The following is a 20,232-nucleotide window of genomic DNA, read 5'->3' as shown; positions in this document are numbered from 1 at the left end:
TCTAGGCCGCTTCCGGCCGGCTGGCCAGAACCGCGGCGAACGCCTGCTCATAGGCGGCGACCGCCTGCGCCACCCCGAACCCCGCGGCGACCTGGCGCCCCGCCGCCGCATGGGCGCGCCGGGACGCACGGTCTTCGGCCAGCTGCAGCATCGCCGCCACCAGCGATGCGGCGTCGTCGGCCGCCACCAGCCGCCCCGCCTGCCCGCCGCGCAACAGCAGCCGCGGCCCGAACGGGCAGTCGGTGCTGAGCACCGGCACCCCGGCCGCCATCGCCTCGACCATCGCATTGCCGAAGCCCTCGCGTTCCGAGGTGCAGACGAACAGGTCGCACCCCGCCAGCCGCGCCGGCACATCCTCGACATAGCCCGCAAAGGCGACCGAAGTTCCCAGCCCCAGCCCGGCGGCCAGACGTTCCAGCGCCGGGCGTTCCGGGCCGTCGCCGAACAGGGTCAGCGTGGCGGCCGGGTGGCGGGCGCGGAACGTGGCGAATGCAACGATCAGCAGGTCGAAGCGCTTGACCGCCGCCAGCCGCCCGACGCTGGCGATCCGCAAGGCCAGCGCCGGCTGGTCGCGCGGCGGCGCCAGCGCTGCGACCACCGGGTTCGGCAGGCAGCGAAAGGGCGGCGCCGCGGGGCCGAGGAAGCGCGCAGCCTCGGCCCCGATCTCGGGCAGCGGCGCCACCATCAGATCGGCCAGCGGATAGGCCAGCCGCATCGCCCCGCGCCGCAGCGCCAGCCATTTGGCGCGGCTGAGGCTGAAGTCGAGCGGGGTGTGCTCGGCGATCACCACCCGGCTGCGCCCGCCCGCCAGCCGGGCGGCGGTTGCGGCGTAAAGATTGGTGGCGTTGGTGGCGCTGTGGATCAGCGCGATCCGTTCGCGCCGCAGCGTCCGGGCCAGCGCGATCACGCAGCCGGGCGGGCGGGGGTGGCGCAGCGCGATCACCGGCACGTCCGGCGGCAGCAGCGCCAGGTAATCGCCGTCGCGGCGCTGCAGGATCAGCAGCGGCTGGAACTGCGCCCGGTCCAGATGGCGCAGCAGTTCCAGCACCACCCGCTCGGCGCCGCCGTGGCGCAGATGCGGCATGACAAAGCCGATGCGCGCCGGGGCGTTCATTCCCGCACCGGCCGCCAGGTCACGCTTTTATGGCCGCGGTAATAGCGCAGGATGCCGCGCAGCATCGCCGCATGGGTAAAGATGAAGAACGCCGCCAGCCCGGCCGGCTTGAAGCGCCGCACCGCCGGAACGGCGATGGCGGCCAGCCCCAGTCCGTAGAACAGCAGCTGCGCCGCCGCGGTCAGCGCGTAGAACCAGCCATGCCCGACCAGCGCCAGGTTGGACAGCAAGAGCGCGATCAGGAACAGCGGGTTCAGCCGCCGCACCAGCTTGTGCGAGAACAGCTGCCAGCCGTACCAGCCGGTGCGCAGCGGGTTCATCAGCGCCCGGTGGACCATCAGCGCCCGCCAGCCGCGCTCGGTCGAGCGGGTGCGGCGCCCCATCTCGCGGCCCAGCTTTTCGCTGACCGGCTCGGCGGTGGTGGCGCGCGGCTCGAACACCAGCCGGTGCCCGGCCGCCACCGCGTTGACCGACATCAGGAAATCATCGGCACAGCCCGGGATCAGCGGCCGCGTCAGCCCGCGCCTTAGCGCATAGATCGAGCCCTGCGCCGACACCGTGCCCCCCAGCCGCGATTCCGCCGCCTTGATCGCCTGGTCATAGCGCCAGTACAGCCCCTCGGCCTGCCCGTTCGCCCCGGAACGCTTCGCCGGAACGGTGATCCGGCCGCAGACGCCGCCGACCTGCGGGTCGCCGAAATGCTGCGCCATCGCCAGAAGCGAGCCGGGCCGCAGCAGGCTGTTGGCGTCCGAAAACACCACCACCTCGCCCCGGCAATGTTGCAGTCCCAGGTTGATCGCGGCGGCCTTGCCCTGATGGCCCGGCAGCTCGAACACCTGCACGCGCGGGTCGGCGACGCGGCGGGCCAGCGCGGCGGTGCCGTCGGTCGAGCCGTCCGAGACCACGATCACCTCGACCGTGTGCGGGCCGGCATCCTGCGCCAGCGTGTCGCGGATCTTGGCCTCGATATGGGCGGCCTCGTTGTGGGCGGCGATCAGGAAGCTGAAGCGCAGCGGCTGCGCGGGCGGCACCGGCGGCCGCGGCGGCGCCAGCCGTGCCAGCGCCATCACCAGCAGCCCATAGCCCGCGATGCTGTAGGCCAGCGCCGCCGCCGACAGCCAGAAAACCCAGGTCATGCCGCCCCATCCTCTTGCATCGCGCGCAGCAGGGCCGCGGCGTTGTCCTCGATCAGATAGCGGGCGCGCACCCGCTCGCGCCCGGCCTGCGCGATGGCGGCGGCGCGCGGCCAGTCGGCGCGGATCGCGGCCAGCGCCCCGGCGATGGCGGCAGCGTCGCCGGGCTCGGTCAGCCAGCCGGTCACCCCATGCTCGACCAGCTCGGGGATGCCCGACAGGCGCGAGGCGACCACGGGGCGGGCATGGGCCAGCGCCTCCATCGCCACCACGGGGATGCCCTCGGCGCGCCCGCCGCGGCCGACGACCGAGGGCACCACCACCACATGCGCCCAGCGATAGGCGGCGCGCACGCCCTCGGCGTCCTGCGGCCCGTCGAAGCTGACGGTTTCGCCCAGACCGGCCGCGGCCGCCGCCTGCCGCAGTGCCGGCTCCAGCTCGCCCCGGCCGATGATCCGGGCGCGCAGCGGCACCCCGGGGGCCAGCCGGGCCAGCGCCGCGATCAGATGCGCCACGCCCTTTTTCTCGATCAGCGAGCCGACATAGAGCACGTTCAGCGGCTCGTCGCCGACCGGCGGCGGGCCGGGCGCATCGAGCAGTTCGCGCGGCACGCCGCAGGGGATCAGCCGCAGCCGCTCCATCGGGAAACCGGGCACGTTGCGGCGCAGCCAGTCGATGTTGTGGCGGCTGATGGTGCGCACGAAACGTGCCTCGGCGGCCTTATGGGCCAGCATCGCCTGTGAAACGAAGATGTCGTTGGCATGGGCGGAAAAGCTGAACGGGATGCCCGAGACCCTCGCGGCGATCATCGCCACGGTGGCGGGGAAACCGGCGAACTCGGCGTGGATATGGTCGATCCCTTGCGCGCGGCACCAGTGCCCCAGCGCCACCGCCTTGGGCAGCACCGCAAAGCTGCGCAGGCCGCGGCGGGGTTCGGCGCGGTGGGCGCGGGCGATCTGCGCCCACAGCCGCGCCTGCGCGCCCGGGCGGCGCAGCGTCTCGGCCGCCAGCGCGCCCAGGCTGCGCGGGGCGGCGAAGCCGAAGGTAAAGGCGCTGCGGGCGGTGTCGCGGGCGAAGTCGTGGACCAGCTCGCCCGCAAAGAACGCCTTGGCGTAGAACAGCGTCACCTGATGCCCGGCGCGGCGGTATTCCGCGATGTTGCGATAGACGAAGGTCTCGGTCAGCTTGGGGAACTCGCTGACGACGACAAGGATCCTCATCGCGCAAGCTCCTGCCGGTTCACCCGCGCCAGCGCGGCGGCAAGCCCGCTGAGCACCCAAGTGTATTTGGTGTATTCGTTGGGCAGGAACAGGCTGGCGATCAGATAGGCGACGAACCCCAGCCCCAGCGCCCCCGCCCAGATCCGCATCGCGGGGTTGGCGGGCGCGCGCCGGACCCGGCGCAGCGCCGCCAGCGCCGCCCCCAGCATCCCGCAGAACGCCGCCGCCCCGGCCAGCCCGTACTGGGCCAGCACCGACAGATACATGTTGTGCAGCTCGCGCCCCAGCAGGGTGCGGCCGGGGAAATAGCGGAACTCGGGGTCGGCGAAGCGCTCGGCGAAATTGCCCGGGCCGATGCCGAACAGCGGGCTTTCGGCGAACAGCCGCACCCCGATCAGGTTGTAGCTGAGCCGCCGCCCCAGCGTCCAGTCGCCGCCCGCCCCGAAGATCGTGCCCAGCCGTTTCCAGTATTCGGCCGGGACAAAGGGCAGGGCGGCGAGGCCCGCGAGCAGGATGCCGAACCCCGCCAGCGGCGCCATGCGCGCATCGCGGTGCCGCCAGCCCAGCCATAGCGCCGCCACCGCATAGGCAATGGCGGCCGAGCGGGCAAAGGACATCACCAGCGCCGCCGTTCCCAGCGCCGCCGCCGCCAGCATCGCCAGCCGCAGCCGCGGGGTTTCCACCGCGTGCACCAGCGCCATCACCACCCCCACCAGCAGCATCGAGGCCGCGGTGGTCGGGTTCTGGTCCGAGGCGCCGGAGGAGCGCACGAAGCCCTCGGAGGATTGCGCGGTGGTTGCGGCCTCGGAGGTGGCCAGCAGATGCGTGCCCAGCAGGATGTCAGCGATCAGGATCAGCGCCGAGACCAGCGAGCTGGCGATCAGGATCCACATCATCGCCGCCAGCCGCCGCGGGGTGTCGACCAGCGCCACCACCAGCAGCAGCAGGGTGATCAGGCTGGCCAGCTTGCGCATCTCGGACAGCGCCACGGCGCGTTCGTCCGCCAGCAGAAAGGACACCGTGCCCAGCAGCCCGAACAGCAGCGCGCAGGTGACCACCGGGTCGCGCAGCGCGCCGGCGATCCAGTCGCGCCGCCGCGCCGCGGTCAGCAGCGCCGCCGCCAGCGTCGCCGCGGTCAGCGCCTTGAACCCCGACAGCGGCAGGAACCCGAACAGCAGCTTTTCGATGCTGTCGAGATGGCCCAGGAACACCAGCGCCGCGATGCCCAGGAACGGCTGCGCCAGCAGCACCACCGCCCCGACCAGCGCCAGCGGCACCCCCAGCGCCAATATCGGAGAGGCCGCCAGCCCCGCCGCCAGCGTCGCCAGCCCCGCCGCAGCCGCCGTCCCCGCGACGGCCAGCGCCTGCCCCAGATGCCGCGCCCCGGTCATTCATGCCCCCCCGGCGCGGCAGAGCGGCACCGCGGCGGCAGCGCGGCCGCCATCATCCCCGGCGCCCGGTAGAGGTTCCCGCTCATCGCCCCCAGCCGGGCGCGGAATCCCGGCGTCTCGAGCCACAGCGGCCCGCCGCCGAAGGCGCGGTCGTGGACATGCACCCGGCTGAGCATGTCCGGGTCCTCGCCCGGGCGGCTCTTTCCGCGGCCGCCGGTGAAGCGCTGGAATCCCGCGCTCTCGGCGGGGTGGCGCGCGGCCGGGGTCCAGCGGTCAAAGGGCCAGCACAGGAAGCGCACCTCGCGGCCCAGTAGCGCGCCATGCTGCGCCCGTCGCCGGTCGCGGACGGTCGGCGAGGGGGCGGTCACAGGACCACCAGATAATAGGGCTCGGGGCGCTGCCCCCGGGCCGCGGTTTCCTGCATCGCGGCCAGTTCGCTGCGCGCCAGCTCACCCGAGCGCAGCGCTACCAGCAGTGGCTGGTCGGGCAACGCCGTCCAGTCCTCGATCGCGGTCAGGGGCAGCAGCGGCACCGCCTGGATCGGCGTGCCGTCGCTTCCCGCGGCGCCGTCCAGCACCCGCGCCAGCCGGTGGATGTCGTCCTGCGGCAGAAAGCCGGTGACCAGCAGCACCCGGTCGTGCCAGCCGCCGCGGTCGGCGGCGATGCGGCGCACCAGCCGGTCGATCTCGCCCGGCCCCAGCCGGCGGCCGCGCACGATCCGGCGCCGCGACAGCGAGGGCAGGGCGCGCGCGCCCAGCTGCTCGACATCCAGCGCCGTGCGCAATTGCGAGCCGAGCGCGTCGCGCGCCAGCACCGGCACCAGCGCCAGGATCGCCCCCACCAGCACCGCAACCACCGTGTTGACCGCGACCTTGGGAAAGCGCGGATACAGCGGCACCGTGGCGGGGTTGATGATCATCACCTGCGACAGCCGCGCCCGCGACGACAGTTCCGAGGCCACCCGCAGCGCCTGCAGCTGCGCCAGGTCGGTTTCCACCCCGGCGATCTGTTCGTCGAGCGCGCTCAGCCGGGTCTGCGCCTCGTCCAGCCCGGCCAGAGAGCGTGCAATCTCGGCCAGCCCCTGCTGGCGCTGCGCGCGCAGCTCGGTCAGCCGGTCCAGCCCGGCCTGGCCGGTGGCCAGCGATTCGCGGATGCCGCGCGCGATCTCACCATCGGCCTGGGTGGCCAGCGACTGCCGCAGCGTTGCCAGCCGGCGTTCCTCGCCGGACAGCTCGGCCTCGGCGGTGCGCAGGGCGGCGCGGGCATCCTCGCGCGCCTGCAGCAGGATCGCGCGCTCGGCCACCGGGTCGGCGACGCCCAGCTCGGTTGCCAGCGCCTGCCGCTGCTGACGGCGTTCGGACAGGCGGCGCTGCGCCTCCTCCTCGGCGGTGGCGATGGTGGCGGCGATCTCGGCCGCGTCGCGGCGGAACCCGTCCCGCGCCTCTTCGACATAGGCCCGGGCCAGCGCGTTCGCTGCTTGCGCGGCGATGGCGGCATCGTCGTAGCTGACGGCGATGTTGAGGATATACGAACCCTCGACGATCTCGACCGAGATCGCGTTCTGCAGGTCGGCCAGCATCTGCTGCTGGTCGTCGAGCTGCACGGAATAGCCGTAGTTCAGCGTGTTCCAGACCTGCCAGACCCGGGTGCTGAGCGCCGACAGCAGTGAGGGCGGCTTGGCCGGGATCTGCCCCAGCTCGGCGGTCAGCAGCTCCAGCGCGCGTTCCGCGACCGGCCGGCTCAGCAGCCGCTCGATATGGGACTGGGCGATGATGGTGGCGGGGTTGAACTGGCTGACCCCCATGAAGCTGCGGTTGAAGCGCAGCTCTTCCTCGGAGGGCTCCATCGAGACGGTGACGCTGGCCTCGTAAAGCGGGCGCGCGTTCAGCAGAAGCACGCTGAGAACCAGCGCCACCAGCCCCGCCGCCGCCGCGCTGGCAAGAATCATGCGATGGCTGGCCCGCAGCAGCTCAAGGAAATGTCTCAGCATCCGGCCACCATCATGGATCGGGGGAAAGCAGTTGGGCGACATCGCGCCCGGCAATGACGAAGCCGCCGGCCGGGCAGCCGCTTGGCGCTGGCGACAGCAGCCCGGCGGGGGCGTCGGTCAGACACCAGGCGGGGACGCCCTGCTGCGCGGCCCAGCCCAACACGGCGTCCGCGCCCGCGTCCCAGCCCAGCCGCAAGGGCGCGCCGCTGCCGCGCAGCTCGAACCCGTCGCCGCCCAGCGGGTAGGGCTCCACCCCCGGGCGCAGCAGCCGCGCCAGCATGCGGAACGCCCAGACCCCGGGTTTGGGGCGGGCGTCGTTGGTGTAAAGCGCGGTGAAGCGGTTGCCCCAGGTGGTGCGGTCGTCCTCGCCCAGCCGGAACCACAGGCAGAACGCCCCGCCCGCGGCCAGCACGCCCAGGTTGCGGTGCACCGCGGCGATGAAATGCCCCTGCGGCGTGTATTCGCCGCCGTAGTCTCGCGAGGGCCCGCCACATTCCGCCGACAGCACCGGCCGCCCGCTGAGTTCCGCCAGCAGCGCCAGCCGCGCGGGGTCGCGCGCCTCGGGGCCGTAAAGATGCGCATCCGCCATGTCGTAGCGCGCGTCCCGCAGCACCGGCAGCACGCGTTCGTTAATCAGGGCGGCGATCTCGGGGCTTTTGATGCGGGCGCGGTCGAACACCGTGGCCGAGCCCGCGCTCCAGCGTTGCTGGACCCGGAAGTCGGCGCGGTCGAGCGCGACCAGCAGCACGTCCATGTTGAACGCGGCGATGCCGCCCAGCACATGCACCGCGTCCGCGTCGGCGGCCTTGATCGCGTCATGGGTGGCGTCGATCAGCGCGATCAGCTCCGCGCCCGAGCCGATCCACCCGCCCGAGGGGTTCTCGGGGCTCTCCCATTCGTTCGCGGCCTGGTAATAGCGCACCCGTCCGGCCAGCCCCGGCATGTCGTCGCGGCCGTCGCCGTCGTAGCGTTCGACCACGCGGGCGACGAAGCGGCGCCAGTCCTCGAGCTCGACGGGGGCGCCGTTCTTGACTGCGCGCGTGTCCGGGCGGGTGCCCCAGTCCGACTGCGATTCAAAGGTCAGGAACGGCTGGATCCCCAGCCGCAGCAAGCTGCCCACCCGCTCGTCCAGCCCGCGCCAGTTGTAGCGGCCGCGCTGGGGCTCGATCAGCCCCCAGGTGACGGCGATGCGGGCGACGCCGATGCCGGCGTCGGCCATATAGGGGTAATAGCGGACCTGAGAGCCGGGGAAGGACAGGCCCAGCCGGGGGTTGGGCTGCACCGACAGCCGCGACAGGTCGATGGGCTGCGCCGGGGCGGCGGCCGCCCCCGCCGCAAGCGCCAGACAGGCCGCAAGCGTGGCCCACAGGCGCCGGCACGGGTGCGGCCGTCCCGTCATGGGGCGGCGTCCGGCGCCAGCGGCACCACCTCGAGCGTGTCACCGGGTTGCAGCAGCGACAGCGGCGTCGCGTCGAACAGCTGCGGGGCGCCGTCGATGCGCCTGGTGACCAGATAGCGCGGCGGGGCCGCGGCATCCGCCAGCCCGGTGCCGCCGCCGAACTCGGCCAGGATCTCGCGGCTGGCCGCCATGGTGGCGCGGGTCTCGGCGATCTCCTGCCGGAGCTGCGCCAGCCGCTCGGTGATCTCTTCCTCGCGCTGGCTGACCAGGGCGCGGCCCATGCTGGCGGCGGCGCTGGCGCTCTGCCGTGCGGCGGCCTCGAAGGCCGCGGCCTCCAGCTCGGCGCTGCGGTACTGGTCGACCGCGAGGTTCACCTGCAGCACGCGCGAGGCGACGCTGAGCCCCTGTTCCTGCAGCCGCAGCTGGTTGTCCAGGTCGCGCTCGGTCACCTCGACCTGGCGCTGCGACAGGGCGCGGCGGTCGGCATAGGACTGTGCCTCGGTCAGGGCGAGCTGGCGGCGCTCCTCCTCTCCGGCGGTGCGGATCTCGTGCAGCCGGGCGCGCAGCGCCAGCAGCCGCTGCTGTTCGGCGGCCATGGCGGCGGCGGGCCCGGCCCCGACCAGCTGCGCGGCCTCGGGTGGGGCCGGCACCGCGGTTTCCCCGGCGCGTTCCTGCAACAGGCGGGCTTCCTCGGTCAGCAGCGCCGCCAGCCGCGATTTCAGCGCCTGATAGCGCCCGGCCTCTTCGGTGACGCGCAGGGCCAGGGTCACCGGCGCATCCGCCGCCAGCCGCGCCGCGCCCCCGGCCAGCGCCACCGCCCGGGTCACGTCGAGACCGCTGCTGAAATCGTACAGCCCCGGCTGCGCCACCGCCCCCAGCACCGCCACCGGCCGCCAGCGCGCCACTGCCACCGTGGCCGAGACCGGCGCGGGGATGATCGGCGCCAGCCGCTCGCCGAGCAGCGCCTCGAACTCTGCCGGGGTCAGGCCGGCGGCGGGGATCGCGCCGATCAGATGCAGCGCCAGCGAGCCGTCCTCGCGCACCGGATACTGCCCCGACAGCGCCTCATTCGCGAAGACCGAGACCTCGACCACATCGCCCGGCGCCAGCTGGAAGCGGGGCGCGGGCAGGTCCTCGGCCGCGGCGGGCCAGACACACAGCACCAGCAGCGTGGCAAGGCAGCGGACGCCGCGCAGCCGTCGGGGTGCGCAAGGGGGCGGGGGGCAGGGTTCATGGCGGGGGCGATGGCTCACGATACTCTCCAGACTGTGGCCGGCCGGGGGGTGCGCCCGGTCCAGCCTAGCAAAGTCCCGCCGATCCGGGAACGGCGCAGTTCGGGCACCGCGGCGGTGGCGCGAGGGCGGGCGGCGGCAGGGCCACCGCCGATCAATGCAGCGCGACCGAGACACGCAGCACCTTTGCAGTGACCAGAAACAGCGCCGCCCCCAGCAGCCCCGATGCTGCCAGCATGGCGAAATCGGCCCGCGCCGAGGGTTCGGCCCCGGAAAACGGCAGCGCGCCAAGCGCAAATCCGGCGATGCTTGCGGCGGCGGCGATGGCCAGCCCGGCCTCGCGCCCCAGGTGCACCGGCCCTCCCAGCAGCCCGCTGCCCCGCAGCAGCACCGCCATCAGCAGCAGCGTCGCCACCGGAGAGATTGCCTGCGCCGTCACGATCCCCACCACGCCGAAGCCCGGGGTCAGCAGCTGGAACAGCAGCGCCTTCAACCCCGTGTCGAAGCCGATGCCGATGGCGACCAGCCGAACCACCGGCAAGCCCGGGTCCGCCAGCACCCGCACCAGCACCATGCGCAGCACAAAGGCGCTGAGCGGGGCCAGCGTCATCCAGCGCAGGCTGTGGGCGACGCTGTCGACCGCCGCGGCGTCGAAGCGGCCGTGGCCCAGCAGGAACCCGACCAGCGCCTGGCTGTGCAGCGCCACGTAGACCTGGACCGGCAGCAGCGCCGCCAGCCCGACGAAGATGTTGCGCCAGAAGTCCGAGGCACTGGGCCGCTGCCCCGCCGCCGCCCGCCGCGACCAGGCGGTGAAGACCACCAGCGACAGCGCCGCGACCAGCGTGTTGCCGGGCAGCGTGCCCAGCCGCTGGGTCAGCTCCAGCCGGGTGACCCCGCCGGGGCCGACCTGCGCGGCAAAGCCGGTCTCGAGCCAGGTGCTGGCCAGCGCGGCCACCATCAGCAGCACCGCGGAAATCCCCGCGGCCAGCGGGCGCACCGGCGCCGCGGGGGCAGGGGGGGCGGGCGCTTCCGCCTGCCAGTCGCGGGCGATGCGCAGGCATTGCAGCAGCATCAGCCCGGCCACCGCGAACCACGCCACCGCAAAGGCCCCCGCGCCCCGGATCGCGATGTCGGTCCCCGCCAGCGCCAGCACCGCCGCCACCGCCGCCCGCGGCAGCTGCCGGATTGCCGAGGGCATCCCGAACCGCCCCGTCACGTTCAGGCAGGCGGCAAAGACGATGCAGCCCATGGTCGCGGGCAGCGCCGCCCCGAACAGCGTCAGCGCCTGTCCGGCCAGCATCGCCGCGCCGCCGTCGAACCCCGGCGCCAGCAGCCGCACCATCGGCGCCGCGCCCCAGGCGGTCAGCAGGCTCAGCCCCAGCCCCAGCGCCGCGGCGATGGCGGCATGGCGCAGCGTGGCGCGCAGGAACCCGCCGCCCGCGCGGGCGGCATGGGCCGCGACCAGCGGGATGTAGAACACCGCCATGATCTGGCTGAGCGCCTCGATCAGGCTGGTGGCGATGCGGCGGCCAAAGAAGAAGGCGTCGGCCTCGGCCCCCACCCCCAACCGCCGCGCGATCAGATGCGAGACCAGCAGCGCCAGCAGGATCCCCAGCAGCTGGCCGCCGAAATGCGACACCGCCGCCATGAGCGAGGAAAGCCGCCGTCCGCCCGCCCCCCGCGCGGGCTGCGCGCCCGCGGGCCGCGCGGGCGGCGCGGCAGCCCCGGCCGGGGCGGGAAGGCTGGCGTCCGGGGCCTGCACCTGCGCGCGCCGTTCAGCCCAGACCGGCGTGCGACCGCTGGTCGCCGTCGCGTCGCCGGGTCGGGCCAAGCACGGTCAGGCCCAGAAGGTAGCGTTCGACGACATGCTCTGATGCGGCCGAACTCGCCGTATAGAAATAATGCCCCGGCCGGCCCTGCGGGCGCAGCACCACCCGCGCCCGGCGCACCCCGCCCCGGGGCAGCTTGACGACCAGCGTCACCGGGCAGCAGCCGCTGGTGGCAGCCGACAGCGGCAGCTCGGGCAGCGCCGGGATCTCGAGCACCAGCCCGGAATGCACCCGCACCTTTTGCAGCGCGGGCATGCCGGGCAGCCGCACCTCGACCATCCGCTCGGGCTCGACGCCCAGCATCAGGTCGGCCATGCGGTGGCCCCAGGCCCGCGCCCGTCGCCACTGCCGCCGCAGCATCCGGGCCAGCCGGGAATACAGCTCGGTCGCGCTGCGGCGCGCCACCGCCCAGCCGATCGCGGCCAGCAGGCGGATTTCAGAGGCCATCGACACCGGGCGGCGGCTGGCGGTGTTGTTGAACATGGCGCGGATCCGCTTCGAGGTGCCGTGGCTCATCAGCGCCTGCGACGGGCCGACCAGCCCCGGCTTGACGGCAAACCGCGTCGCATAGCCGGGGATGCGGGCGCTTTCGATGGCGGCGATCTCGGGTCGCACCGGGCGCGGGCCGCACAGGTTCATGTCGCCGCGCAGCACGTTGAAGATCTGGGGCAGCTCGTCCAGCCGCGTGTCGCGCAGGAACTTGCCCAGCGGGGTTTCCAGCCCGCTGTTCTGCGGCAGGGTGCGGTCCCGGGTCATCTGCGCCGCGGCGGCGGTGTTCAGGGTGCGGAACTTGTAGATCTGGAAGACCCTGGAATCCTTGCCCAGCCGCGGGCCGCGATAGAAGACCTCGCGCCCCTGGGTGGCCAGCAGCGCCAGCGAGATCAGCACCAGCGTCGGCCAGGCGGCGATCAGGATCAGGAGGGCGGCGGCGATGTTATAGGCCCGGTAAAGCCGGGGATACCGCGGCTGGAACCCGATCTGCCGCCGCAGCCGCCGCCGGCTGGGGGCAAGAACCGGACCCAGCCCGGCCGAATTGTCGCCCGGGGACGCCTTGCGCCGGCCGCCCGGCGCGCGGGCCGGGGCGGTGGTTTCCGAGAGCCGTCCCGCCGGCGGTGACTCCGCGCCTGCCATTTTCGTCATGCCACGCAGCCCCACCGATAAAAAATACTGAATTACAGGCGGCTGACCGGAACACAGCCGAACCAGGCGCCTATCGGCGCGCAATATTCCAGAAGATCCGTAAGATTTTTTGTAATTTAACGATCGGCTTCTGTCAACTTTTGACGCCCCCAAAGAGAGAGAATCCAAGGCGTTTTCGCGTTCTGGATGAGTGAATTGCGGCGTGGTCGCGCGTGGGTAAAATCGGCGCTGTCATTCCACCGATAGGGAATGCAAATACCGTTCGGCTGTTTGCAACTGCGGCAATCGGGGCCGCAATCGGCGAAAATAAGATTCCGGCCAAATTAACAACGAGATATTGTCGAGAGTTGATTTCGCCGCCGCAGGATCGTTGCCGCCGGCGCCCCTGCAGCGGGTGATTCGGCGGCGTTTCCGTCACCGGACCCCGGCGCCGGACGCCGCGTCAGTCGAGGCTGGGGAAGTAGTCGGCTGGGGAAAGCTCGATCCTGTCCGGGCTGATGCCCGTGGCGTAGATGACGATCTGCGTGCCCACCCGCCCCGGCGGTGGGTTGCCTTCCATGGTCGCCACGGCCGCATCGACGGCGGCGCGCCCCTGCTGGATCGGGTTGTCGAACGGCGCGGCGAGAATCTGGCGCCCCACCAGCCCCCGCGCCACGCTGTGGCTGACATAGGTCGCGACAAGCTCCGGGCGATCCGGGCGGCCCGCGAACAGGCCCATGGCGGCCTCGATGGCGGGGGCGCTGCCGATCATCAGCTCGATGCCGGGATGTGCCGTCCAGGCCATCTCCACCAGCCGCAGCTGCTGCGAGGTGCCGGTATCCGCGCCATAGGTCGCGACAATGTCGACCGAGGAGCCCTCGATCCCCCGATGCAGCCCCCGTTCCAGCGGCGCCACCCAGCCGGAGGCGGGCGGGCCGGACAGCAGCACCGCCTCGTGCACCGCGCCGTCGGCGGGGAAGCGGGCGGCAAGATGACGGCCCAGCACCAGCCCCATGTCGAACCAGTCGACGCCGACGCGCGCCGCCAGCGCATCGGAATGCAGCTCGTTCACCAGCCCGATCACCGGCTGGGTCTCGGCCGCCTCCTGCACCGCGGCCAGCAGTTCGGGCGCGTCGGACGAGACCGCGCCGATCAGGATCGCCCCCGGTTCCAGATCCGTGCAGGCCCCGATCTGCTCGATCTGGTTTGCCAGCGCGTCGTAGCCCCCGGCCTCGAAGAAGCGCACGGACAGCCCCTGTTCGGCCGAGCGCTGCTCGAGCCCGTGCGCCACGCTAAGCCAGTATTCATCCTTGAAATGCGGCACCAGCACGCAAAGAAGCTGCTGGTCGGCCTGCGCCGGGGCGCCCGCGATCCCGCACAGGGCGACGATTGCCGCGCCGGCGATCCGGCGATAAGCAGCCTTCATGCGCTCTCGACGGTTCGACAAGCAGCTGCAATCCGTCTTCATGGTCCTCTCCGGGCTGATGGTGGTTGTCGGCCTGGCCTCGTTCGGCGTCAACCGCTTCCTCGCCCAGACGCAGAAACGGGTGCTGTCCGAAAGCATCGCGATCATAGAGCGGACCGAGCGGGTTGCACAGGACGCGGATTTCGCGGCCTCGCTGGCCGGGCGGCTGGCCGAGGCGCGCACCGTCACCCAGGTCGCCGAAACCACGCAGGCGCTGGACGGGCGGGTCGACAGCATCGCCGCCGATCTGGACGCGATGCGGCTGTTCCTGGGCGGCCGGACCGATCCGGGCTCGGCCGATGCGGTCAGGCGGCTGGTGGGGCGGATGCGGCAGAGCGTCGACCTGCTGGTCGGGGTCGAGGCGGCGTTGCAGGCAGAGCGGGCGCTGCTGGTCGAGGCGGGGTCGCGGCTGGCGATGATCATTTCAACTGAAACCGATCTGGCGCGGCTGCGGGTCACCGCCGGCATCTGGGAGCTTTACGCACAGCCCCGCGGGGCCGCGTCCAGGCCCGGCCTGGACCGGCTGGCCGACGTGAACTTCTTTGCCTATGAGCGGCTGGCCGAGATGGCCGAGGCCAATGCGGCGCTGGAGCGTCTGGTCGCCCGCATCCCCAACATCCGGGAACCGGCCGGGCTGTCCGGGCTGGAGGCCGAGTTCGAGACCGCCCTGAACCTGGCGCGGGACCGTTCGCAGTTCATGCTGTCCGAGACCTCGCGCCGCGAGGCTGGGCTGCAGTTGCAGCGCCTGTCCGCCGGGCTGGGGCCCGAGGGGCTGGTCGCGCGGCGCATGGCGGCGCTTTCGGCGCAGCGGGATCTGGGCCGGCTGGCCGCGCAGCTCGACCGTGAGCTGGACCTGCTGATCGCCGAGGCGCGGCTGGGCCGCGACGAGACCCGCGCGCGGATGAAGCAGGGGGTCGCCTCGGCCGGGGGACAGGCGGCGCTGCTGTCCGCGGCGCTGGCCGCCGTCATCGTGCTGGCGCTGCTGGCCGCCTATCTGCTGTGGGCCCGCACCCGCCGCAAGGTGGTGCTGCGGCTGGAAGAGGTGGCCGAGCGCATGGTGGCGGTCGCCGGCGGCGATATCGGCCAGCCGATGCAGATCAGCGGCCAGGACGAGATCGGCAAGCTGGAAGAGGCGCTGAACATCCTGCGCTGCCGGACCGAAGAGGCCGCCGAGCTGCGCAACCGGCTGGAGGCGGCGGTCCTGGCCCGCACCGCCGATGTGGTGGCCGAGATGCAGTCCGCCAACGCCGCGCGGGCGGACGCCGAGGAACAGAGCCGCGCCAAGATGCATTTCCTGGCCCGGATGAGCCACGAGATCCGCACCCCGCTGAACGGGCTGATCGGGATCCTGGACCTGCTGGCGTCCGAAGAGAGGGATGCGACGCGGCGGGCGCGGCTGGACGTGGCCCTGACCTCGGCCCGCGACCTGCAAAGCATGACCGAGGACATCCTGACCTTTTCCGTGGGCGAGGAGGGGCGCGAGCGCAGCCGCAGCGAGGCCTTCGACCCCGCCGCCCTGGCGCGGGGCCTGGGCGAATATCTGCGGGTCATGGCCGCGGCCAAGGGGCTTGCCACCACGGTCGAGATTTCGACCGGGCTGCCGGCCGCCGTCATGGGCGAGCCGACCAAGATCCGGCAGGTGGTGACCAACCTGCTGTCGAATGCGGTGAAATACACCGCGCAGGGGCGGGTCGGCCTTGCGGTCACCGCGCGCTCGGCCGGGGCGGGCCGGCACGAGATCGGCTTTGCGGTGCGCGACACCGGCCCGGGGATGACCGCGGAAGAGACCCGGCAGGCCTTCGACATCTACGGCCGCAGCGTCACCGCACGGCGCAGCGGCATCCGCGGCGTCGGGCTGGGGCTGGCGATCGTGCGGCAGCTGACCGACGCGATGGGCGGCGAGCTGCGCGTGTCCACGGCGCCGGGGCAGGGCAGCAGCTTCACGCTGGTGCTGCGCCTGCCGCAGGTGGACGCCGCGCAGATCGCGCCGCCGCCGGCGCTGGCGGTGCAGGGCGGGTCCCGGCGGGTGCTGGTGGTCGACGACCACCCGGTGAACCGGCTGGTGGCGCGCGGGTATCTGGAGCGGATGGGCTGCGAGGTGACCGAGGCGGCGACCGGGGCCGAGGCGCTGGACGCCGCCGCCCGCGGGCGGTTCGACGCGATCTTCGTCGATCTCGGCCTGCCGGATCTGGCAGGCGAGGAAGTCGTGGCCCGGATCCGGCGCGACGGCGCGCTGGTGGCGGTGCTGACCGCCGAGCTGGTGCAGGACGACGCCGCGACGCGGGCCCGGTTCGGCGTCGACAAGGTGCTGACCAAGCCGGTCTCGCCCCGCGCGCTGGCCGCGTTTCTGTTTGCAGAGGAGAGTCCGGTGGCCCCGATTCAGGATCCCGCGGCGTCCGAGGTGGACGCCGCCGTCAGGGAAGACGTCGCCAGCCTGGGCGCCGCGCAGGCGACAGAGATCGTGACGGCGCTGCTGGACGATCTGGCCGTCGTCGTGCCGCGGCTGCGCGCCGCCACCGACCCCGAGGCGCGGCGCAAGCTGGCGCATCGGCTGAAGGGGGCGGCATCGAACTTTCGCCTCTCGGCCCTCTGCGCGCTGCTGCGCCGCATCGAGGCGGGGGACACGGCCGCACTGGACACGCTGGAACCGGTCGCGGCCGAGGCCGCCCGCAGCCTGATCGCCGCGGCCGAGGCGGCGGGGCTGCGGATTCAGGCCGGCTGGTCCGGGCCGGACGACGCGGGCGCGGCGAAGCAGTAACCCTCGCCCATCCGGGTCAGGATGAATGCGGGATGGGCCGGGTCGGTCTCGATCTTCTTGCGCAGGCGTCCGATCAGCACGTCGATGGTGCGGTCGCCCGGGCGCAGCTCGCCGCGGCCGACGATCTCGCTCAGCCGCGGCCGGCCGAAGGTGACGCCGGGGTTGCGGGTCAGCACGTCCAGCAGGTCGAACTCCTGCCCGCTGAGCGTCTCGACCCGCGCGGCCGAGACCAGGCGGCGGCGGATGCGGTCGAAATGCCAGGGGCCGAAGTTCTCGACCGCGCCGGGTGCGGGGGCGCTGCGCCCGATGTCGGTGATACGGAACAGCAGGTTCTTGATCCGCGCCGCCAGCTCGCGCCGGTCGAAGGGCTTGGTCACATAGTCGTCGGCGCCCATCTCCAGCCCGACGATGCGGTCCACCTGTTCGTCGCGTGAGGTTAGCAGGATGATCCCCACCCGCGACTGGGCCCGCTGCTCGCGGGTGATGGTCAGCCCGTCCTTGCCCTCGAGCCCGATGTCGAGCAGCAGGATCTCGGGCGGGTCGGTGTCGATCACCGCCTGCATGTCCTCGGCATCCTCGACCTCGGTGATGCGATAGCCGAGGCTGCGCAGATACCCCGCCAGCCGCATCCGGGTCACGCGATCGTCTTCGACGATGAGGATATGCGCGGTCATGGGGCAGGGCCTTCACATTTCTTTACATCTCTTCACCGGAAGTGCTGACGGCTGTCAAGGCCGCGGCCGGGGCGATCCGCCACATTCCGGGCACACAGCAGACGGAGATGCACCATGACGATGCTCAATCCGACCAGACGCGGCTTTCTCATGGGCGGTGCCGCCCTGATGGGAACCACCTGGCTCATGAACTCGACCGCGCTGGCCGCCGTCGACCCCAACTCCTTCGCCGGGCGCGTGTTCAGCGCCAGCCACTACGGCCCGTTCGAGGCGGTGGTGCGCGACGGCAAGATCGTCGGCATCTCGGCCATGACCGAGCTGGACCAGCGTCCCACCGAGATGCTGATGTACGGGATGCTGGACCGCGTCTACGACAAGAGCCGCATCGACTATCCGATGGTGCGCAAGTCCTATCTGGAGAACTGGAAGTCGGGCGACGTGAAGCCCGAGCTGCGCGGGCGCGAGGAATATGTCCGCGTCGACTGGGATACCGCGCTGAAGCTGACCGCCAAGGCGATCACCGACACCATCGTCGAACACGGCAACCAGGCGATCCTGTCGACCTCGTACGGCGGCTGGAGCCATGCCGGGATCATGCGGCCGAACGTGCTGCAGGGCAAGTTCTTCAACATGATCGGCGGCTGCACCAGCACCGTGGGCGACTGGTCCGGCGGCGCCAGCCAGATCTCGCTGCCGCATGTGATCGGCGACATGGAGGTCTATTCCGCCCAGACCGCCTGGGAGGTGATCCGCGACAACACCGAGGTGTTCGTGCTGGTCGGCTGCGACCCGGTCAAGAACAACCGCGTGGAATACACCGTCGCCGACCACGGCATGTACACGCCCTGGGAACAGATCCGCGACGCCGGCTGCAAGTTCGTCTCGATCAACCCGCAGCGCACGGCATCCGACGCGGTGCTGGACGCCGAATGGATCCGGATCGTCCCGAATACCGACGTGGCGCTGTTCCTGGGCATGGCCCATCACGTGCTGGAACAGGGGCTGGACGACAAGGAATATCTGGCGAAATACACCACCGGCGCCGACAAGTGGATCGCCTATGTGAAGGGCGAGGACGGCACGCCGAAGACCCCGGAATGGGCCGCCGGGATCACCGGCATCGACGCCGCCAAGATCCGTGAACTGGCCGAGCTGCTGGCGAAGTCGCGCACCGAGATCGCCGGCGCCTGGTCGCTGCAGCGCGCCCACCACGGCGAGATGACCCACTGGGCGATCGTCAACTTCGCCGCGCTGACCGGCAAGATCGGCAAGCCCGGCGAGGGGGTCGGCTTCTCGTGGCACTACGGCAGCGGCGGGATGCCGCAATCGGGCCAGGCGACGCCGGCCGGGCTTAGCCAGGGCAAGAACTTCGTCACCGAATATATCGTGCCTGCCTCGCGCCTGACCGACGCGCTGGAAAACCCCGGCGCCGAGGTGGTCTATAACGGCAACGTCCGCAAATACCCGGACGTGCACATGATCTACAACGCCGGCAACAACTTCATGTCCCACCAGCAGGACACGAACCGGCTGATCAAGGCGCTGCAGAAGGTCAGGACCATCGTCAGCCAGGACGTGTGGTGGACGGCGGCGACCCGCTGGGCGGATATCGTGCTGCCCGCCTCCTCGCCCTTGGAACGCGACGACATCTCGGTCGGCGGCACCTATTCCAACGACCGCATCTACGCGATGAAGAAGGTGATCGAGCCGATCGGCGAAAGCCGCAGCGACTTCGACATCTTCGCGGCGCTGTCGGACCTGTTCTATCGCGAGTCCCAGTTCATCGAGGACGCGGCCTATCCCGAATACATGGACATCATCAGGAAAGCCTATGATGGCACCGGCGCCGCCAAGACCACGCCTTTCGAAGAGTTCTGGGAACGCGGCTACGCCTTCCAGCCGGCCCCGCCTGAGGCGCGGTCCTGGGTCCGCCACGGCGATTTCTACACCGACCCCGAGGCGAACCCGCTGCACACCCGTTCCGGCAAGATCGAGATGTTCTGCGAAACCATCGCCGAGATGAAGCTGGACGACTGCCCCGGGATGCCGATGTGGCTCGAGCCCGCCGAATACCTGGGCAACGCCAGGGACGGCCAGCTGCACGTGGTCAGCCCGCACCCCTGGCACCGGCTGCACAGCCAGATGGACCAGTCCGCGACGCTGCGCGAGCTTTACAAGGTGCAGGGCCGCGAGCCGGTCAGGATCAACACCGAGGACGCCGCTGCCCGCGGCATCGCCGACGGCGACCTGGTGGAGATCTACAACGACCGCGGCAGCGTCATCGCCGGGGCGGTGGTCTCGGACGAGATCATGCCGGGCGTCATCTCGATCTACGAGGGCTGCTGGCCCAGCCTCGACAGCAAGGGGCGCTGCAACTCGGGTCTGGTGAACTTCCTGACCTCGACGCAGCGGTCCTCGGGGCTCAGCCAGGCGACCACCGCCAACACCTGCCTGGCGTCGATGCGCAAATGCGAGGACCCCGAGGGGCCGAACATGGCCTATGAAAAGCCGCCGATCATCGAGGGGATGGAGATCGCCGCCATCGACGACGACGAGCTGGGGCTGGACCGTCTGGATGAGGTGATCGAGTCGATCTACGCCGAGATGGGTCCGGGCGAGCAGATGTATTACGAACGCTGCACCGTCTGCCACGGTCCCCGCGACGTGGCCGCCTTTACCCAGCTGCAGTGGAAGGCGATCACGCCCTCGATGTTCCCGCGTGCCGGTCTGGACGATGCCGAGGCGGCGATGGTCATGGAGTTCCTGATGGCGAACGCCTCGGACGCCGTGAAGTGACGCCACAAGCCGGCGGCCGGTTTGCCCGGCCGCCGGCGGTCCATCGACGGGGCCGGACCCGCGCCCGCCTGTTCCGGCATCCTGCGGCCGCGCCGCAGGGCGCCGGCCCGGC

At 71.8% G+C, this 20,232-nt stretch carries 14 protein-coding genes; 2 read left to right on the top strand and 12 right to left on the bottom strand.

All coding sequences use genetic code 11. The features are described 5' to 3' along the window. Position 1 precedes the first annotated feature (1 nt). From RSP45_RS03390 to torT, 11 genes are all read right to left on the bottom strand, one after another. Positions 2-1,114, bottom strand: a complete 1,113-nt coding sequence (locus RSP45_RS03390) for a glycosyltransferase (RefSeq protein ID WP_415393212.1) — start codon at positions 1,112-1,114, stop codon at positions 2-4. After that, entirely contained in the window at positions 1,111-2,250 is a 1,140-nt protein-coding gene (locus RSP45_RS03385) for a glycosyltransferase family 2 protein (RefSeq protein ID WP_415393211.1), read from the bottom strand. Before RSP45_RS03385 ends, RSP45_RS03390 begins: the two co-directional genes overlap by 4 nt. After that, complete coding sequence (locus tag RSP45_RS03380) at positions 2,247-3,467, bottom strand: glycosyltransferase (protein WP_415393210.1); 1,221 nt, start codon at positions 3,465-3,467, stop codon at positions 2,247-2,249. Before RSP45_RS03380 ends, RSP45_RS03385 begins: the two co-directional genes overlap by 4 nt. After that, positions 3,464-4,858, bottom strand: coding sequence for an O-antigen ligase family protein (locus RSP45_RS03375; RefSeq protein WP_415393209.1), 1,395 nt, complete (start codon positions 4,856-4,858; stop codon positions 3,464-3,466). Before RSP45_RS03375 ends, RSP45_RS03380 begins: the two co-directional genes overlap by 4 nt. Beyond that, positions 4,855-5,226, bottom strand: a complete 372-nt coding sequence (locus RSP45_RS03370; protein WP_415393208.1) for a hypothetical protein — start codon at positions 5,224-5,226, stop codon at positions 4,855-4,857. The genes RSP45_RS03375 and RSP45_RS03370 overlap by 4 nt, the downstream gene beginning before the upstream one ends. Continuing rightward, entirely contained in the window at positions 5,223-6,848 is a 1,626-nt protein-coding gene (locus RSP45_RS03365) for a hypothetical protein (RefSeq protein WP_415393207.1), read from the bottom strand. Before RSP45_RS03365 ends, RSP45_RS03370 begins: the two co-directional genes overlap by 4 nt. 10 nt (positions 6,849-6,858) lie before the next feature. Next, positions 6,859-8,247, bottom strand: coding sequence for a hypothetical protein (locus RSP45_RS03360; protein ID WP_415393206.1), 1,389 nt, complete (start codon positions 8,245-8,247; stop codon positions 6,859-6,861). Next, positions 8,244-9,500 (bottom strand): polysaccharide biosynthesis/export family protein, encoded by a 1,257-nt coding sequence (locus RSP45_RS03355; protein ID WP_415393205.1) that lies wholly within the window; start codon positions 9,498-9,500, stop codon positions 8,244-8,246. Before RSP45_RS03355 ends, RSP45_RS03360 begins: the two co-directional genes overlap by 4 nt. A gap of 133 nt (positions 9,501-9,633) precedes the next feature. Continuing rightward, complete coding sequence (locus tag RSP45_RS03350) at positions 9,634-11,127, bottom strand: lipid II flippase MurJ (RefSeq protein WP_415393204.1); 1,494 nt, start codon at positions 11,125-11,127, stop codon at positions 9,634-9,636. Between the two features lie 127 nt (positions 11,128-11,254). Beyond that, positions 11,255-12,448 (bottom strand): sugar transferase, encoded by a 1,194-nt coding sequence (locus RSP45_RS03345; protein WP_415393203.1) that lies wholly within the window; start codon positions 12,446-12,448, stop codon positions 11,255-11,257. Positions 12,449-12,890: 442 nt separating this feature from the next. Beyond that, the gene (torT, locus tag RSP45_RS03340; protein WP_415393202.1) at positions 12,891-13,853 is read right to left on the bottom strand and encodes a TMAO reductase system periplasmic protein TorT; all 963 of its coding nucleotides are present in this window, start codon (positions 13,851-13,853) and stop codon (positions 12,891-12,893) included. Here torT and RSP45_RS03335 point away from each other — a divergent pair. Further along, positions 13,852-16,650 carry an ATP-binding protein gene (locus tag RSP45_RS03335; RefSeq protein ID WP_415393201.1) on the top strand — a complete coding sequence of 933 codons (2,799 nt, stop codon included), beginning with the start codon at positions 13,852-13,854 and terminating at the stop codon, positions 16,648-16,650. The genes torT and RSP45_RS03335 overlap by 2 nt on opposite strands. Here RSP45_RS03335 and RSP45_RS03330 read toward each other — a convergent pair. Next, on the bottom strand, positions 16,602-17,324 hold the full coding sequence (locus RSP45_RS03330; protein ID WP_415393200.1) for a response regulator: 723 nt from the start codon (positions 17,322-17,324) through the stop codon (positions 16,602-16,604). The two genes, RSP45_RS03335 and RSP45_RS03330, sit on opposite strands and share 49 nt — an antisense overlap. Positions 17,325-17,438: 114 nt before the next feature. Here RSP45_RS03330 and RSP45_RS03325 point away from each other — a divergent pair, with 114 nt between their 5' ends. After that, complete coding sequence (locus RSP45_RS03325; RefSeq protein WP_415393199.1) at positions 17,439-20,120, top strand: molybdopterin-dependent oxidoreductase; 2,682 nt, start codon at positions 17,439-17,441, stop codon at positions 20,118-20,120. The last annotated feature ends 112 nt before the right edge of the window (positions 20,121-20,232 follow it).

The sequence above is a fragment of the Paracoccus sp. SJTW-4 genome (genome assembly GCF_047716885.1).
In the GTDB taxonomy this organism is placed as follows: Bacteria; Pseudomonadota; Alphaproteobacteria; order Rhodobacterales; family Rhodobacteraceae; genus Paracoccus; species Paracoccus solventivorans.
Note: the sequence above shows the minus strand (reverse complement) of the source record. Positions and strands in the feature narration are given on the sequence as shown.

Excerpts from the sequence above, each read along its gene's own strand:
- RSP45_RS03390 (WP_415393212.1), bottom strand. The coding sequence starts at position 1,114 with ATGAACGCCCCGGCGCGCATCGGCTTTGTCATGCCGCATCTGCGCCAC.
- RSP45_RS03385 (WP_415393211.1), bottom strand. The coding sequence starts at position 2,250 with ATGACCTGGGTTTTCTGGCTGTCGGCGGCGGCGCTGGCCTACAGCATC.
- RSP45_RS03380 (WP_415393210.1), bottom strand. The coding sequence starts at position 3,467 with ATGAGGATCCTTGTCGTCGTCAGCGAGTTCCCCAAGCTGACCGAGACC.
- RSP45_RS03375 (WP_415393209.1), bottom strand. The coding sequence starts at position 4,858 with ATGACCGGGGCGCGGCATCTGGGGCAGGCGCTGGCCGTCGCGGGGACG.
- RSP45_RS03365 (WP_415393207.1), bottom strand. The coding sequence starts at position 6,848 with ATGCTGAGACATTTCCTTGAGCTGCTGCGGGCCAGCCATCGCATGATT.
- RSP45_RS03360 (WP_415393206.1), bottom strand. The coding sequence starts at position 8,247 with ATGACGGGACGGCCGCACCCGTGCCGGCGCCTGTGGGCCACGCTTGCG.
- RSP45_RS03350 (WP_415393204.1), bottom strand. The coding sequence starts at position 11,127 with ATGGCGGCGGTGTCGCATTTCGGCGGCCAGCTGCTGGGGATCCTGCTG.
- RSP45_RS03345 (WP_415393203.1), bottom strand. The coding sequence starts at position 12,448 with ATGACGAAAATGGCAGGCGCGGAGTCACCGCCGGCGGGACGGCTCTCG.
- RSP45_RS03335 (WP_415393201.1), top strand. The coding sequence starts at position 13,852 with ATGCGCTCTCGACGGTTCGACAAGCAGCTGCAATCCGTCTTCATGGTC.
- torT (WP_415393202.1), bottom strand. The coding sequence starts at position 13,853 with ATGAAGGCTGCTTATCGCCGGATCGCCGGCGCGGCAATCGTCGCCCTG.
- RSP45_RS03330 (WP_415393200.1), bottom strand. The coding sequence starts at position 17,324 with ATGACCGCGCATATCCTCATCGTCGAAGACGATCGCGTGACCCGGATG.
- RSP45_RS03325 (WP_415393199.1), top strand. The coding sequence starts at position 17,439 with ATGACGATGCTCAATCCGACCAGACGCGGCTTTCTCATGGGCGGTGCC.